We start from the raw sequence: 15,840 nt of genomic DNA on the forward strand, positions 1-15,840 counted from the left end.
ATTAATAGGAAATTTCCATAATTTCTAAATTACGGATCTCCGGGCCCAGCTTAAAAGCTACGGTCTCCCCTATTTTTTTCCCAGTTATCGCCCTTGCAATTGGAGCAATAAATGCAATTTTATTTTTCTTTACGTCAGCTTCATCCACTCCTACGATCAAGATTTCTTGAAGCTTCCCTGAGTCTTTATTTTGAATTTTTACCCGGGCACCAAACCTCACCTCATCTTTGGCCTGAGATTGGGGATCCAGAATTCTGGCCGAAGCAATACGATCATTGAGTAATTTAAGCTTTCCATCAATAACTGTTTTTGCACGTCTGGATTCTGATTCATCATCTATTACTATGGAAGACCGTTGTTGCTCAAGATCTTTTTTCTCTTCCTGCAGCAATTGAAATCCAAATGGGGTTACATAATTAGTGACCCCATCAGGCAAAGCTGCACGGGGAGGTATTATTGGGGCCTCTTCCTGGTCATCTTCCTTGACAAATCCTCTGCTCATAATTCCTTGATTTTATTTCAAGGTAATAATTTTTTTCTGTGTAGCCTCCACTTAACATTTTTCCTTTAGGTGTAAGTCATAAATATTTCAAAAGAATTCTTAGTGCTTTTCTAATGAATTTATTTTTATGTTTAAATTTAGCTATGACCACCGAAATTCTCCTTTTATTTATAATCCTTGGAATTGTAATTGTTCTCTTTGCCCTGGAGTTATTTCCGGTAGACAAGATCGCTTTTTTTATCATGGTAAGTTTACTGGTCACCAACCTTATAAGCCCTGAGGAAGCGATATCCGGTTTTTCCAGCCCAGCAACCATTACCGTTCTGGCCTTGATGATTATGGCTATTGGTTTGGAGACCAACGGGGTAATAGATTGGCTCGCCAATGGCTTACGCAAATTACGCGGATTACCCATTTACCTTATGGTCCCGGCCTTTATGTTAATAGCCGGGGGAATTTCAGCATTTATAAATACTACGGCGGTAGTTATTGTCTTTATTAAAATCATTAATGAACTATCAGTACGATATGATATACCGGCTTCCAAATTGCTTCTGCCAGTCTCCTTTGCTGGAATTATAGGAGGTAGTTGCACCTTAATGGGGACTTCCACAAACCTAATCGTCAATGCTGTTGCCGTTAACCGTGGGATTGAACGTTTTAGTTTTTTTGAATTCACCTGGTACGGATTGATCTTTATGCTTATTACCATAGCCATTGTAAGTCTGATGATCAGGTTCCTCCCAAATAAAAAACCTTCTCATTATTCCGATGTCTATGACCTTGATGAATTTATTACCAAGATTATTATTAAAAAAGACGCCGACCTGATTGGAAAAAATATTGGAGACACTTTCTTTCACAACAATCCCAATGTCGAAGTCCTAAGATTGAAAAGGGAAGGAATAATCAACGACAAACCTGGAAAAAACACCGGGATTAGGGAGGCCGATGAATTTCTTTTACGATGCAACCTTGAAAATTTAATGAAGCTCAAAGAGGCAAAAGGTATTTCCGTTATAAAGGATAGAAAACTCACCCAAAATAATCATGAAAAGGATATAGACCTTGATGAGAATGTGGAAGTAGTGGAACTACTAATCCTGCCAAACTCTCCGCTGGTGGGCAAAAGGTTAAAATATGTGGGAAGTTATGAGCTATATGGCGCAGTTCCCCTGGCCATAAGGAAAAGAAGAAGTTTTATGAATCCCCGTCGAAGAATTTTTGACAAGAACCGGAGCCAGATAGAACTCCGGGTCGGTGACCGCCTTTTGGTAGAAGCCACCGATAGTGTTATGGAGGAACTTCAAAAAATTGAAAATGTTACTATTCTACAAAAGCACCAGGATATTACGGTAAGCAATCGTCGAAAAAGATATTTAAGCCTGTTTATTCTTCTTCTTGTAATCGCATTATCTGCTTTTGGCATTTTTCCAATTCTTAAAAGTGCACTGATAGGATGCTTTTTAATGATTTATTTCAAATGTATTGACCTGGGAAAGATTTACTCGCGGGTCAACTGGCAAATTATCTTCTTGCTGGCAGGAATGATACCTCTTGGCGTTGCTATGAACAATACCGGAGCAGATCAATGGCTTTCTACCCAACTCTTAGAATTGTTCACCGAACAAACAAATACAGTAGTCATCGTATTACTTTTTCTCGTTACCATGATAATGAGTGGTTTTGTGTCTAACAATGCTACTGCAATTATCATTACCCCAATTGCCATCACTATTGCTCTTGCCTTAGAAATGGATCCAAAACCCTTTATCCTTGCCGTGTTATTCGCTGCTAATTTCAGTTTCTTTACTCCAGTGGGCTACCAGACCAATACCATTATTTATGGAATGGGAATTTACCGATTCAGACACTTTTTTATTATAGGTGGAGTAGTATCACTTATTTTATGGATTGTTGGTTCTATGCTGCTGGCAGGAAGCATTTAATTTATCTTTGCTATACAAATACTTATCAAAGGATGAAAAAATTGTTGATTATAGGCTATGTCTGGCCGGAACCAACTTCGTCTGCAGCCGGTACACGAATGATGCAGTTGATAGATTTTTTTCGAGATGAACATTATGAGGTTCATTTCGCCACGACTGCAAAACGAAGCCCATTCACCCCCTCATTGGAAAACCTGGGAGTAATCACTAAAGAAATTGAGTTAAACGCACCGACTTTTGATAGTTATATCGAAGACCTACTACCTGATATTGTGCTTTTTGACAGGTTCATGATGGAAGAACAATTTGGTTGGAGGGTTGATAAATTCTGTCCTACTGCGTTAAAGATATTAGATACTGAGGATCTTCATTTTATTCGCAAGACAAGGCAAAAAGCGTATAAAGAGAACAAAGATCCGGCAACACTTTATCTAAGCTCAGAATTTGCTAAAAGAGAGATTGCTTCGATTTACCGCTGCGATATTAGCCTGATAATTTCGGAAGCAGAAATGCACGTGCTGTCTGATATTTTTAATGTTCCGGAAAGTCTCCTTTTATATTTGCCTTTTATGCTGAAAGAAATCACTTCGAAGGAAATTCAAAGCTTTCCGGGTTTTAGGGAAAGAAAAGATTTTATAAGCATTGGAAACTTTCTTCATCAGCCCAATATCAATGCAGTTTTAACCTTGAAGGAAAGTATTTGGCCGAAAATTAAAAAGCAAATCCCGGAAACTAATTTACATATTTATGGTGCTTATCCTTCAGAAAAGATCTTTAAGTTAAACGATCCAGAAAATGGTTTTTTAGTGCACGGAAGAGCCGAAAATGCAGAAGAAGAAATGACAAAAGCAAGAATCTGCCTGGCCCCACTCCAGTTTGGTGCTGGATTAAAAGGAAAGCTGATCCAGGCAATGCAATGCGGCAGCCCAGCTATCACCACCGAGGTGGGAGCAGAAGGAATTCCTGGAACTCTTCCATGGAACGGTTATATTGAAAATGATCCCGAGGAATTTGCAAATGCCGCTATATGTTTATATCGGGATGAAGTTAAATGGAAGACCGCCCAGCAACGAGGTTTTGAAATAATTAATTCCCGGTTTTCTGCAAGGGCTGTTCGAGGTGAATTTAAGAAGAGACTAAAACTTGGTAATTGCCTAGCTGAGCACCGGAGACAGAATTTTATCGGTGCTATGCTGAATCATCATTTACATCGTAGTACCTATTTTATGGCCAGGTTCATTGAAGAAAAAAATAAAACCGCCGGCTAGAATTATTAGCAACCGACGGTTTTCACTACACAAAAGGAACAGAAAAACTGCTCACTAACAGAAAAATTATACAAATTCGCTGACGGGACTGACCGGAAACACTTTTCGATGCAGTTTTTGAAGCACGTCAATTTTATTTTTAGTAGCTACCAGCAAGGAAATATTATTATTGCTACCGCCATAAGAGATCATCCGGATAGAGGTATCGTGCAATAGCTCAAAGATCCTGCTGGCTTTTTTGTCTTCAATCACCCCTTCTCCAACCAAACAAATAATTGAATGGTCACGCTCTACCATAATTTCACCATAATCTTCGATCTCCGCAATGATCTTGTCCAGATTTTGATTATTATCTATGGTAAGTGAAATTGCGATCTCCGATGTGGTTATCATATCTATGGCCGTTTGGTGACGATCAAATACCTCAAATATTTTTCGCAAAAAGCCATGTGCCATCAGCATTCTATTGGATTTAATCTTAATGGCTGTAATTCCATCTTTGGCTGAAATAGCTTTTAAACCCGCTCCATTGGCCTGCCCGGAGATCCTGGTTCCCGGTAGATGGGGTGTAAAAGTGTTTTTCAGGTAAACAGGAATATTTTTATGAATAACCGGAGAGACGGTTTGAGGATGGAGAATCTTCGCACCAAAATAAGCAAGTTCTGCTGCCTCTTCAAAACTTAGTTCTGCTATGGGGTGTGTATGTTCTACAAAACGCGGATCGTTATTATGAAAACCATCTATATCGGTCCAGATCTGTACTTCCTGAGCATTTAGAGCTGCTCCTAAAATAGTCGCAGTATAATCACTTCCTCCTCTTTTAAGGGTACTTATTTTATTATGTTCGTCAATACGTACAAAGCCCTGGGTGATGAAAATATTGGTTTCTGGAAGACCTGAAACTGCATTTCTAAAATTTTTCCCTACAAACTCGGTATCGGGATTTTCGAGATTGTGAACCTTCATAAAATCACGTGCATCGAGCAAATTATTTTCAATGCCACAGGATTCCAGATATTTGGAAAATATACAGGTAAGCATTCTTTCCCCAGTTGTTACCACCCGGGAATAAACTTCTTCACTATACTCAAGTTTTGTGAAGGCTTCAAGTTCAGTTAACACTCCAGCGACCTCCCTTTTGCATTCATACTGCAGAAGCTCATCCTCAATAAGGATTTCAATGACATCAAAATGTTTTATTTTGAGCTCGCCAATAATTTCCGCCACCCTGGCACCTGCACCAGATTTTATATGATCGGTGATATTCACCAACGTATTGGTAACCCCACTCATTGCCGAAAGAACAAGGACTTTTTGATCCTCCCCACTGCAACAGATTGATTTCACGTTTCTAATACTCTCCACCGAACCAACCGATGTGCCGCCAAATTTTAAAACCTTCATTCTCATTAATTTGAAAGTGCATATTTAGGCTTTAGCCCAGGAGAGGCAAAAAATATAATTCATTTTATATACATTTGCACAGAATGTATAATAATTAACAATGAAAACCATCACAACCTGTGTGCATGATATCATTAGGCATCAGCCTTTCTTGGATGATGCTATCGCCAGAGATATCGTTAATTTTAGCGGTCTTGCTGCTGATATCCAACCTGAAGTTGAAGCAGAAATGAAGAAACCCGTGAAACAGGGTTCTATTATTATGGCCTTACGGCGATATGCTCCCCGAAGAACCAAAATCAACATGAGGCATCTGCGAGAACTGGGAGATATTGTGGTTCGTTCAGGAATAACAGAATATACCTTCCTTAATTCAAAAACCATTATCGCTAATAAGGCAAGCTTGCTGGAATCGGTTAAAGATCAAACCGGTGTTTATTTGAATTATTCGAGTAACTATCAGGAAAGTAACATTTTGGTTTCCGCCAGCCTCACTGATTTGGTGGAGGATTGTTTTAAAAATGAAGTAAGGGTTTCTGTAAAGGAGAAATTATCATCCATTACTATTGCTTTACCAAAAAACAGTTCACAATCTGTAGGTCTTTATTTCTATTTGTTCAAACTCCTGGCCTATGAGGGAATCCCTGTTTTTGAAATGATTTCAACCTCAAACTATTTTGCCATTTTCCTGGAGAAGGAATATGTTAATAAGGCATTTCTTCTTCTCAATGAGATTAAAAAATAACTTACCAATACTCAAAATAAACACCCGTCATAAGAACTGCAGCGATAAGAATAATAATAATTATAGCGATAAAAACTGCTCCGAACCTGGTTTTCTTACTGTCCTGGATGATGTAGTCCTCGGATTCCTGGTCATCTTTATCTCTGATCTGCATGCTAAAAAATTTTAATTCCTACTCATTTATTTGATACCACCATACAGAATTTTGACGATTCATTGGCAGCACCATTTTTCCAGAATCTCTATGAAAAAGAATATCACCTGAGCTTATATCGGAAGTTAGAATTTTATGGGATTTCCCTTTTTGGTCAATTTCATAAACATTACCATCGGCCCAATCGGATATATAAAAGTTGTTTTTATTATTGAGCTGAATACCGTCAAGATTGCCAATGGGTTGTTCGGAAATTCTCTGGATTTCTTTGTTTTTAAGATTCACCTTTAAAAGATTCCCGTCGTCTTCCTTCCCCCAGGCAGCTACATAGATATGATCATCAACAACCAGCAAGCCATTGGGAAATTCTAGTTCTTCGGTGCTTAACCACTGGGTCAATTTATCTGTATCCTTTTCCAATTTATAAATACTGCTGTTTCCCGAATCAGAAATATAGATATGGCCCTCATTATCCACAGTGATATCATTCAAGAATTTTGAATCTTCCACAGCAATCCGCTTGATAATACTTCCGGATTCAATATCCATTCTTACAATATCTGTATTATCGCTTACATAAAGAATATCGTCCTGGATAAGCAATCCTTTGGGGTTATTCAGGCCGGTAATCCATTTTAATTCGAGGACTTCACCATTGAGGTTTGCTTTGGTTATAAAGCCATCACCCGGGCTATCATTCCCAATATTAGAGATATAAACCAGATCCCGGGCCTTATCGAAAACCACTGATTCAGGATGGCTGAACCCATCAGTCTTTTTAATCAGTTCTGCACTTTTTTGCTGAGCAAAAGCAAAAGAACTAATCACAATAATAACTAACAATAATAAACTTCTCATAAGTCTTGTTAATTTAAGAATATTAAATATACAAAAAACCTATCAGGTGTCTTTAGGATAATTTCCTAATTACTACCTAAAGTTTTCATAATCTGAATTTTACTAAAATTAAATCTGGCTAATTTAGAATTTGCTAATCAAAAGTCAATTACTATGAAGAATATAATCAGAGCTTTACTGGCTGGATGGGGAGCGAAGAAATTCGGAGGTGGTTGTGGGTGTTTGGGTATGGTGGTAGTATTTATAATTCTTTGGATAGTTTTAGGGTATTTAGGATTGGGATAATGTTTCAGGCCTAATTTTCAGGGATAATGGTATCAGACACAAAATAGATCATCAATTTTTTTCTGCCAAACTGCCTGGCCTTCTCCAGATCTTTGTCCATAAAAATATCTATTTTATTTTTCCAGCGATAATGCATTTTATCCTTAACAAGAAATACCCCGTCAAAACCTTCAATTTTGACCGGGGTATTATGACCAAGACCTCTTTCAATTAGGTCCCTGGAAACTGCAATCGCTTTTAAACCTGTTTTTAAAGTATCTCCCCAGGCGGTAATGCTGGGATCTCCTCCTGCCGTTTGCCAGCTCAGAGCGTTATATGCTGAAGCAGTGACCTCCAGGCTATCCCAGACCACTTTAGGTTCAGGAGATTCTTTAGACTCAAAATTACAGGCGGAAAGGCCCGTAAGAATATTCAGGAACATTAAAAAAATCCCAGAGGATATTAGGCGTATCACGATCATGATTCTGTGGAATTAATTTAATCCTTAACGAGAACATTCCAGAAATATTGGATCAACTTACCAGCCTGTGCGATAGTCTCGCTTTACAAACTGGTTTACTTCATCGAGGTTCGTCACTTTCATATTCTCTGCATCCCATAGCATTTTTATATCCCTGCCAGGGTATTCATAGTATTTATCGCCATTATCACGTGTCTTTTCCTTGCGGACATCAATACCTCTTAATGAAAGATTTGCGATGAGAAGGGTCTCTGTTAGGGGGCCGGAAATTTCAAAAGGCGCACTGAGGTCCTTCTTTCCGTGTCCGGCTATTGAGGCCTCTACCCACTGCCCATAATGACCATTAGCACCACCTTCTACCCTCTCGTATTTCTTGGGAACATTCACTTGATCGGTTTTAGAAGTTGGAAGCAATTGAGGGTTTTCCCCATAGGTGCCACACATCATTTTACCTTTTGTACCAATAAATAAGACGCCATTTCCTCCATCACCAAAAGTCTCATTTGGCCCTAATTCTTCCGGACGCATAGGTTTGATTCCACCATCCATCCAGTGCAGGGTTACATCTGAATCGGTTTTATCCGTTTTTGGGAAGGTCATAGTCACATGACTGGAAGGCGGGCAGCTCTCTGGGAAATATCCACGTTGAAATTCATCGACATAAACACTCCCCACACTGCTTTGAACATCTTTGGGGTAATTGAGGTTCAATACGCGATAAGGGGCTTCAATGAGATGACAACCCATATCACCAAGGGCACCGGTCCCATAATCCCACCAGCCTCGCCAGTTAAAAGGAACAAGGCCATCTACATAATCCTTATATGGAGCAGTGCCTAACCATAAATTCCAGTCCAGTTCCGATGGTACGGTAGCATTGGATTTTTCAGGCCATGGAATACCTTGTGGCCAAACAGGACGGTCTGTCCAGCAGTATACGGTATGAACCTTTCCAATAAGATCGCTGTCATACCATTCGCGTAATTTTCGGACCCCGTCTCCTGAGGCTCCCTGGTTCCCCATTTGGGTGACTACATTATATTTCTGAGCTGCTTCGGTAAGTTGTCTTGCTTCATATATATCGTGGGTTAAAGGCTTTTGCACATAAACGTGTTTTCCCAATTCCATTGCTGCAAGGGTTTGTATCGCATGATTGTGATCTGGGGTTGAAACAGAAACTGCATCGAAGTTTTTAGCTTCCTTCTCAAACATTTCCCTCCAGTCTTTATAATATTTTGCTTTAGGGAAGCGAGCGATTGAAGTAGCTGCACGGCGATCATCAACATCACACAAAAACCCGATGTCTGCTTTCCCGGTATCGGCAAAACTCTTAATATCACTTTGACCCTTACCGCCCACACCGATGCCGGCTACAATAAGCTTATCACTGGGAGCCAAAAAGCCAGGACCTCCCATTACATGACGGGGGACTATGGTAATTCCGGCGGTTACCAGCGCAGTACTCTTAATAAAATTCCTTCTGGAATTAGATTGATTTTTTTTCATAAAACAGATTAAGTTTAAGTTGGGTTAATCTCCTTAATTAAATGGAGGAATTTAAAATTTAAGTTAATAAATGTATCTTTTAATATTTAAAATTCCAATTAAATAAGTTTTTATACTGATTAACAGTGTCTTGCATATCGGGTGATTTGGCGGGATTCGTAAATTCTTCACCATAAACACAATGTTAATCTTTCCACAAGATTTGGGATTCCCCGGCGCTTAATTTGGGTTTCATCTTAATAACCGTACCTTTGCAGCTTTAAAAGGCTGAGGATTAGCCTATTTTTAAACTCGAAAAATATTATTATGAGTCAAGTAAAGCAAAATGACACGGTAAAGGTACATTACACCGGAAAACTAACTGACGGACAGGTTTTTGACAGCTCTGTGGAACGTGGCGAACCAATTGAGTTCACTATGGGAGAAGGTCAGTTAATTCCAGGTTTTGAAAAAGGCCTTATCGATATGGAAGTAAACGAGAAGAAAACCATAAATATTCCAAAAGAAGAAGCTTACGGAGAGCCAAGAGAGGAACTTATACAGGAAGTACCAAAATCTCAGCTTCCTGAGGAGATTAAGCCGGAAGTTGGAATGGGTCTTGTTTCTAAAAGCCCTGACGGTAGAGAAATGAATCTTGTGGTTAAAGAAGTAAAAGACGAATCTATTGTGGTAGACGGAAATCACCCTCTGGCCGGTAAAGATCTTGTTTTTGACCTAGAAGTAGTGGAGATCAAGTAATTCATCTCACATCTTATATAAATAGCCCCTGAAGTCTAGATGATTTCAGGGGCTTTTTATTAATCATCCACCAGATCTTTCAGTTCCTGATATTCGGCATTTGTTTTTATCTGTAACCCATTGCTAAGCCCTAAATGACATCCTGAATCCTCCTGAAAGGCGATATACATAATTTGGGACTTATTGATGTAGAAGGTATCCTCATTTAGGTCTTTGATTTCTATGAATTTCATCTTATAAAAATTTATTCAATTTAGGAAATATTCTGCATATACCCGATTAATATAAACTACGGTCAAGTGCGGTAAAAATAGCTTCTTTGAGTTTTTGATCCATCCTATTATTACAAACGAATTTCTGGTTGACTTCCAGTTCAATTCCAAAATAATCCCTTTTAAATTTTCTCCTCAGATAAGTTGTTAAACCATCTGCTTTTCCCCGGTAAGGATAATTAAACCTAATTTTCCAGGAAGGTTCAATTGAATTTAAATTTAATTTTAAGACTTTACAAAACCTTTTTTCATGATCTCGTCCCGGGTCATACAGCAGCCCAATATCGAGATTACGGGTTTGGCCTTTGAATACAGGAGTAAAGCTGTGAGTAGATAAATGGATGACCTGCTGATTTAATCCGAGAAGATTCTTAATTTCATTTTCAAGCTCGATTCGATAGGGAGTATACCATTGGGAAATAATTTTATTCTTTTCTCCTTGCGAAAGGTCTTTGGTGAATTCAGAGAATAAATCGGGATGTCCAAGGGATCGGTTCACTTCCACCAGTAACCTGCTTATATGCTGAGCGAGGCTGAAATCTCCCAAGGCTTGGAGATGCTCAAAAAGATCAAAAGCACCGGGATCATAACCACGGTGGCTATTGAGAATTACATCTGCTTTCAAAAATAAATACCTGTACTCCTTAGGAATTAGATTCGATGCGTGTTCACATGTTAAAACTAATTTCACCCTTTAAAAATTTCGTTGTTTGCCAGGCACCATGCAAGCTGAGTATACACTTTTTTGATGTTTTCCTGGGAAAGGTCCCCACCAAGCTTTTTAATAATTCTGGATGATAAACTTCCATTAGTAAATATAATTTCAAGGGTCTCGCAATGTTTTGAAGATATTCTGGACGCTACGCTCTGATATAGTTTTTCCCAGATTTGCTTCACATTTACTTTCCGTTCTATGCCAAAAATCTCCAAATATGCCGGGTTTTCAATGCGCGTATTTTCTGCATTTCGAACCACGGCATTAAAAATATCAAAAAGTTCATTTTCGTGCCATTTCTCAAGTTCCTCTATAGGGAATAGTTCACCGCTCAAAAGTAATTTCAGACTTTCAATAATTAAAACAGCTATAGCTATATCTGCGGCAGGACACTCCTGGATATCTATTACTCGTATTTCAATTGCATTCCTATCAAATCTGGCAATTGCTCCCCTGGAATTGAGAAAATGATGATCGAGAACATTCTCGGTATCGAAGGGTTTAATAGCCGCATTAATAGGTTCAAAAATATGCTTATAATAATCTGCTTTATTGAAGACCTGCTCGGGGATTACTTTTCCGGTCATTTGCGGAATTTCTTTCTGATTAGATTTATATACCTCCAATCGTGAATCCAAAAACCCGGTTAATTTACCTTCAAACATGGGTGAGCTTGCACTTAAACCTGGAATTATGGGAAGCAGAATTCTCACTGCAGCATGTAGCTTTCCGAATTCTTCATCATTAAAGAATGGTAGGTTTATATGCATACTCTGCACATTGCTCCAACCATGTCCACTACAATCAAATATTCGATTGTATAGGTCATATATCTTGCTATGACTATGCCGCCATAGCTGGGTCTCTGTCTTCGGCTGCATTAAAGGATGAGAGGCTGAAGGCAAAAGCACACTGTCAAATTCTTCCAGTAGAGAATTGATTTCTTTGATATTTTCAGCAAACCGTATATCTAAATTTTCCAAATCTGACGTAGGGCCGTTGGTTTTTAACTCAAGTACATGAGCTACCAACTCATTGCTCCACTGAATTTTTCCATTATCAATATCAGCGATTAAACCTCCATTTTTTTTAATAAGTAGCTGGTCCACAATCGGATTTATTTTAAGGCTCTTGGCCTGCACCAACATATACTCCAGCTCAACACCTACTACTTCAAAGAGATGATAATTCATGATTATTTTTTTTCAAGTCTGCTTTTTAGCGCGCTGAGTATATCAACATACACCTGATCACCATAAAAGGCATCTTCCACTCCAGCATCTATATTGGGATTGTCATTTATTTCAATGACCAGGGCCTGGCCATTGATTTCCTTTACGTCTATCCCATAAAGGCCTTTTCCCATAATTTTAGCAGAATTCAGTGCCGCTTCCAAAACTTTTTTAGGTATTTCCTCAATGGGGAAACACTCAGCATCCCCATCCTGGTTAATTTTTTCAGCCGCATTCCAATTATAGATCTGCCAATGATCTTTTGCCATATAATAACGGCAGGCATAAAATGCTTTATCGTCCAAAACCCCTATTCGCCAGTCATATTCCGAGGGTGAGAATTCCTGGGCAATAACCAGATCGGATTTTTTAAGCATCACATTTACCATTTCCTGATATTCCAACTCGGTATTGGCTTTTTTTACACCGAAGGAAAATGTGGAATCGGGAGATTTTAATACTACGGGAAGGCCTGTGATTTCAAGGACTGAATTCTTATTATCCCTATGCACAATAACTGTTTTAGGTGTAGGTATCCCGGCATTCTGCAGCGCTTCAGCCATAAAAACCTTGTTACAACATTTCAAAATCGCTTCAGGGTAATCTATAAGGGCAATTTCCTCTTGTTGAGCCTTACGTGCAAATGCATAAGCGTCGTTATTGACCTCGGTGCTTTGCCTGATAAATAAGGCATCAAAGGCAGAGAGACGAGAAAGATCTTTTGGGTTTACCACCTCGACGTAAAACCCTAATTTTCCTCCAATTTCAATGAATTTTTTAATGGCTTTAGCATTGCTTGGAGGCGCAGGATCCTCCGGATTAATTAGAATAGCAAGGTCATAATCCGCACCGACAGGACGCGGCGTATCATAACGTTTTTTAGCAAAATACTGGGAGGCAAATTCCCGCATACTTTCTTTATGTTCGATGGGGATTTCAGCCTCTGAAATCGCCTTAACACTTTTAATATTCCATTTGGTTGTAAAATTAAATCTTACCCGCAGAAAAGGAATCTGGAAATGCCGGTGAAACATTGCGCTGAGCTCTCTGTATTTCTGAGCCACATTCTGACCAAAATAAATACTAAGGGTGAACTCCTGGGATTTAATGTTCTTTAGGCTTTTCTGAATGAGATCATCAAAGTCTTCTGAAACAATCTTGACAAGTTTAGGTTCACGTAAATCCACAAGGTTTCTTACAGTAGGAATCGCCAGATGACCCCTGGCTTCGGCTAACAATGAAACATAATATCCCCTGGACTGATATGAATAGTCCTTACAAAGATTGAATATCCTAGCCTTTTTAATTTTAGCATATCCCGGGTCGGTAAGGTAGGCCTGTGCAGAAATGATCTGAACTTTATCAAGTACTAAGTTCCAGGTTTCAGGCTGGTTAACCACAATAAATTTTTCCATTAAAAAGGTTAATTGAATATCAAATGTAACTGAAAATCCTTTAGAAAAAACAAAAATTAGAAAAGGCAGAAAAGACAATTCCACCCAAAAATTTCCGAGGATTACACTGGGTATTGAATCAGCTGTCCGATATCTTGTGCTCTTTTAAAAAATATTCCTATTTTCAACAATTATAAATCATAAGCGATCATGAAAATTTTTAAAACCTCCCTGATGGTGCTCCTGGGTGCCATAAGTTTACAAGCTCAAAATTACGACCAGCAAACCTTGGATAAAGCGAGAAAAATCCAGAATGAAATAATCACTATAGATACCCATGCCGACATTAACGTAGCTAATTTTACCGATCAAAATAATTATACGATGAACCTGGAAACCCAGGTAAACCTTCCTAAAATGGAAGAAGGCGGGTTGGATGTGGCCTGGTTTATTGTGTATACTGGTCAGGATAAATTGAATGAAGAAGGCTATAAAGCTGCATATAACAATGCTATGCAGAAGTTTATCGCCATCCATAAACTTGTCAATGAACTCGCTCCTGATAAAATTGAACTTGCAACTAATTCAGCGGAGGTAAGGCAAATACATGCCTCTGGTAAAAAGGTGGCCATGATTGGTGTTGAAAACGCTTATCCTATTGGAGAAAATATAGAAAACGTAAAGAAATTCTATGAGCTTGGTGCCCGTTACATGTCCCTATCTCACCAGGGTCATAGCCAACTTTGTGACTCCAATACCGGGGAGGAAAAGGATGAATGGCTTCACAATGGTCTGAGTGACCTTGGAAAAGAGGTCATTTCTGAAATGAATAAATACGGGATGATGATCGATGTTTCTCACCCTTCCAAGGAAGCAATCAAGCAGATGTTCGAGCTTTCCAAAGCCCCTCTTATCGCCTCTCATTCCTCTGCAAGAGAATTGTGTGACCATAGTCGAAATTTGGATGATGAATTATTATTGCTATTCAAGGAACATGGAGGAGTTGTACAGACGGTGGCCTTCAGCGCATACCTGAACACTGAAAAAAACAAAGCTTTTACCGATGCTAGAAACAAGATCTATGAAAAGAAAGCATCGGAAATGAATTTCTCGATTCTTAAACGGGACAGTATTAGAAACCTAGCACAGGCCGATCGAGATATTTATTATGCTGAATTTCAAAAAATAAGAAATGCTGCCCAGGACGATGTTACCAAACTTAAGAAAGAAATACAACCCGTAGCCGTCAGCGATTTTGTAGATCATATAGACTATATGGTTGATTTAATAGGTATTGACCATGTTGGAATAAGTTCTGATTTTGATGGAGGCGGAGGAATTGAAGGATGGCAGGATGCCTCTGAAACTTTGAATGTCACAGCAGAACTCATAAAAAGAGGTTATTCTCAGAAAGAGATTGCTAAACTCTGGGGAGAAAATTTATTACGCGTTTTAGACGAAGTTCAAAGCGTAGCTAAAGAAATACAGAAGTCGTAGGTCTTAAATCCTATTCTTAGAATTTAAAGGATAATGCGAACCGAGAGGTTCGCATTATTTTTTTAACCCTCCCCTACTTACCACTGAAAATCAATCCAAAGGTTAATAATTTGTTAATTTAGTACTATTTTATGCATAGTACTGTAACAAGCCAATTAATTGGAAGTCTATTAGGTAAACAATAAACTTTTAGATTATGAAAACTTTCAAGACCACCCGTAGAGCATTTTTAAACTCGGCCAAACAAAACACCAGAAGCAGCTGGGATAGCCAAAGACGCTATTTAAACTAATTGTCCAACCATTAAATCAAAAGTTATGAAACCGACAAAGATCAACCGCAGAACATTCTTGAACACCACCAAGCAAAACAACAGAAGCAGCTGGGATAATCATAGACGCTATTTAAGTTAATAGTTCAACCATTAAAATCAAAAGTTATGAAACCGACAAAGATCAACCGCAGAGCATTCTTGAACACCACCAAGCAAAACAATAGAAGCAGCTGGGATAATCATAGACGCTATTTAAATTAATTGTTCAACCATTAAAATCAAAAGTTATGAAACCGACAAAGATCAACCGCAGAACATTCTTGAACACCACCAAGCAAAACAATAGAAGCAGCTGGGACAACCAGAGACGCTATTTAAGTTAATAATTCAACCCTTAAAATTTATATTATGAAAACCCTGGAGAATTTGATTATGAATATTGAGGAGCGCAAGGCAGGGTTCTTAAAACGCCGGAAACCATTCCGTGTAATAAAAAACAACCATTTTACATCAACATGGAAGCATCACAAAAGTTTTGCAATAGAACCATAAAATAAATCCATATGAACTTCGCCCTAAATTAGCCG

General features: G+C 38.6%; 16 protein-coding genes. 6 read left to right on the plus strand and 10 right to left on the minus strand.

The features are described from left to right. Window position 1 precedes the first annotated feature (1 nt). Window positions 2-502, minus strand: a complete 501-nt coding sequence (locus ACW6NC_RS03285) for a GreA/GreB family elongation factor (protein WP_457863760.1) — start codon at window positions 500-502, stop codon at window positions 2-4. 143 nt (window positions 503-645) lie between these two features. Between ACW6NC_RS03285 and ACW6NC_RS03290 the strand changes: the two genes are divergently transcribed. Together ACW6NC_RS03290 and ACW6NC_RS03295 are read left to right on the plus strand one after the other, a co-directional pair. Next, a complete protein-coding gene (locus ACW6NC_RS03290) occupies window positions 646-2,451 on the plus strand; it encodes a sodium:proton antiporter (protein WP_457863761.1) in 1,806 nt (601 codons plus the stop codon). Between the two features lie 32 nt (window positions 2,452-2,483). After that, on the plus strand, window positions 2,484-3,719 hold the full coding sequence (locus ACW6NC_RS03295; RefSeq protein WP_457863762.1) for a glycosyltransferase family 4 protein: 1,236 nt from the start codon (window positions 2,484-2,486) through the stop codon (window positions 3,717-3,719). Window positions 3,720-3,785: 66 nt separating this feature from the next. Here ACW6NC_RS03295 and ACW6NC_RS03300 read toward each other — a convergent pair whose 3' ends face one another. Beyond that, window positions 3,786-5,123: an aspartate kinase gene (locus ACW6NC_RS03300; protein WP_457863763.1), complete on the minus strand. Its 1,338-nt coding sequence runs from the start codon at window positions 5,121-5,123 to the stop codon at window positions 3,786-3,788. A gap of 100 nt (window positions 5,124-5,223) precedes the next feature. Between ACW6NC_RS03300 and ACW6NC_RS03305 the strand changes: the two genes are divergently transcribed. Then, window positions 5,224-5,868 (plus strand): hypothetical protein, encoded by a 645-nt coding sequence (locus ACW6NC_RS03305; RefSeq protein WP_457863764.1) that lies wholly within the window; start codon window positions 5,224-5,226, stop codon window positions 5,866-5,868. A gap of 1 nt (window position 5,869) precedes the next feature. On the opposite strand, the gene ACW6NC_RS03310 is transcribed toward ACW6NC_RS03305, so the two are convergent. Beyond that, window positions 5,870-6,022 carry a hypothetical protein gene (locus ACW6NC_RS03310; RefSeq protein WP_457863765.1) on the minus strand — a complete coding sequence of 51 codons (153 nt, stop codon included), beginning with the start codon at window positions 6,020-6,022 and terminating at the stop codon, window positions 5,870-5,872. Window positions 6,023-6,040: 18 nt separating this feature from the next. Beyond that, entirely contained in the window at window positions 6,041-6,880 is an 840-nt protein-coding gene (locus tag ACW6NC_RS03315; RefSeq protein WP_457863766.1) for an SMP-30/gluconolactonase/LRE family protein, read from the minus strand. Between the two features lie 153 nt (window positions 6,881-7,033). Between ACW6NC_RS03315 and ACW6NC_RS03320 the strand changes: the two genes are divergently transcribed. Then, window positions 7,034-7,165 carry a hypothetical protein gene (locus tag ACW6NC_RS03320; RefSeq protein WP_457863767.1) on the plus strand — a complete coding sequence of 44 codons (132 nt, stop codon included), beginning with the start codon at window positions 7,034-7,036 and terminating at the stop codon, window positions 7,163-7,165. A gap of 10 nt (window positions 7,166-7,175) precedes the next feature. On the opposite strand, the gene ACW6NC_RS03325 is transcribed toward ACW6NC_RS03320, so the two are convergent. Beyond that, window positions 7,176-7,625 carry a 3D domain-containing protein gene (locus ACW6NC_RS03325; RefSeq protein ID WP_457863768.1) on the minus strand — a complete coding sequence of 150 codons (450 nt, stop codon included), beginning with the start codon at window positions 7,623-7,625 and terminating at the stop codon, window positions 7,176-7,178. Window positions 7,626-7,682: 57 nt separating this feature from the next. Beyond that, on the minus strand, window positions 7,683-9,131 hold the full coding sequence (locus tag ACW6NC_RS03330; protein ID WP_457863769.1) for a Gfo/Idh/MocA family protein: 1,449 nt from the start codon (window positions 9,129-9,131) through the stop codon (window positions 7,683-7,685). Between the two features lie 306 nt (window positions 9,132-9,437). Here ACW6NC_RS03330 and ACW6NC_RS03335 point away from each other — a divergent pair, with 306 nt between their 5' ends. Further along, complete coding sequence (locus tag ACW6NC_RS03335; RefSeq protein ID WP_457863770.1) at window positions 9,438-9,869, plus strand: FKBP-type peptidyl-prolyl cis-trans isomerase; 432 nt, start codon at window positions 9,438-9,440, stop codon at window positions 9,867-9,869. A gap of 59 nt (window positions 9,870-9,928) precedes the next feature. On the opposite strand, the gene ACW6NC_RS03340 is transcribed toward ACW6NC_RS03335, so the two are convergent. The 4 genes from ACW6NC_RS03340 to ACW6NC_RS03355 are packed head-to-tail and all read right to left on the minus strand — an operon-like array spanning window position 9,929 to window position 13,503. Next, window positions 9,929-10,102 (minus strand): hypothetical protein, encoded by a 174-nt coding sequence (locus tag ACW6NC_RS03340; RefSeq protein WP_457863771.1) that lies wholly within the window; start codon window positions 10,100-10,102, stop codon window positions 9,929-9,931. A gap of 46 nt (window positions 10,103-10,148) precedes the next feature. Further along, window positions 10,149-10,832, minus strand: coding sequence for an N-formylglutamate amidohydrolase (locus ACW6NC_RS03345; protein ID WP_457863772.1), 684 nt, complete (start codon window positions 10,830-10,832; stop codon window positions 10,149-10,151). After that, on the minus strand, window positions 10,829-12,049 hold the full coding sequence (locus ACW6NC_RS03350; RefSeq protein ID WP_457863773.1) for a carboxylate-amine ligase: 1,221 nt from the start codon (window positions 12,047-12,049) through the stop codon (window positions 10,829-10,831). The genes ACW6NC_RS03345 and ACW6NC_RS03350 overlap by 4 nt, the downstream gene beginning before the upstream one ends. A gap of 2 nt (window positions 12,050-12,051) precedes the next feature. Beyond that, window positions 12,052-13,503, minus strand: a complete 1,452-nt coding sequence (locus ACW6NC_RS03355; RefSeq protein WP_457863774.1) for a RimK family protein — start codon at window positions 13,501-13,503, stop codon at window positions 12,052-12,054. Window positions 13,504-13,692: 189 nt separating this feature from the next. Here ACW6NC_RS03355 and ACW6NC_RS03360 point away from each other — a divergent pair, with 189 nt between their 5' ends. Continuing rightward, on the plus strand, window positions 13,693-14,979 hold the full coding sequence (locus ACW6NC_RS03360; protein WP_457863775.1) for a dipeptidase: 1,287 nt from the start codon (window positions 13,693-13,695) through the stop codon (window positions 14,977-14,979). Window positions 14,980-15,840 lie beyond the last annotated feature (861 nt).

This window comes from Salegentibacter profundi (genome assembly GCF_054121475.1).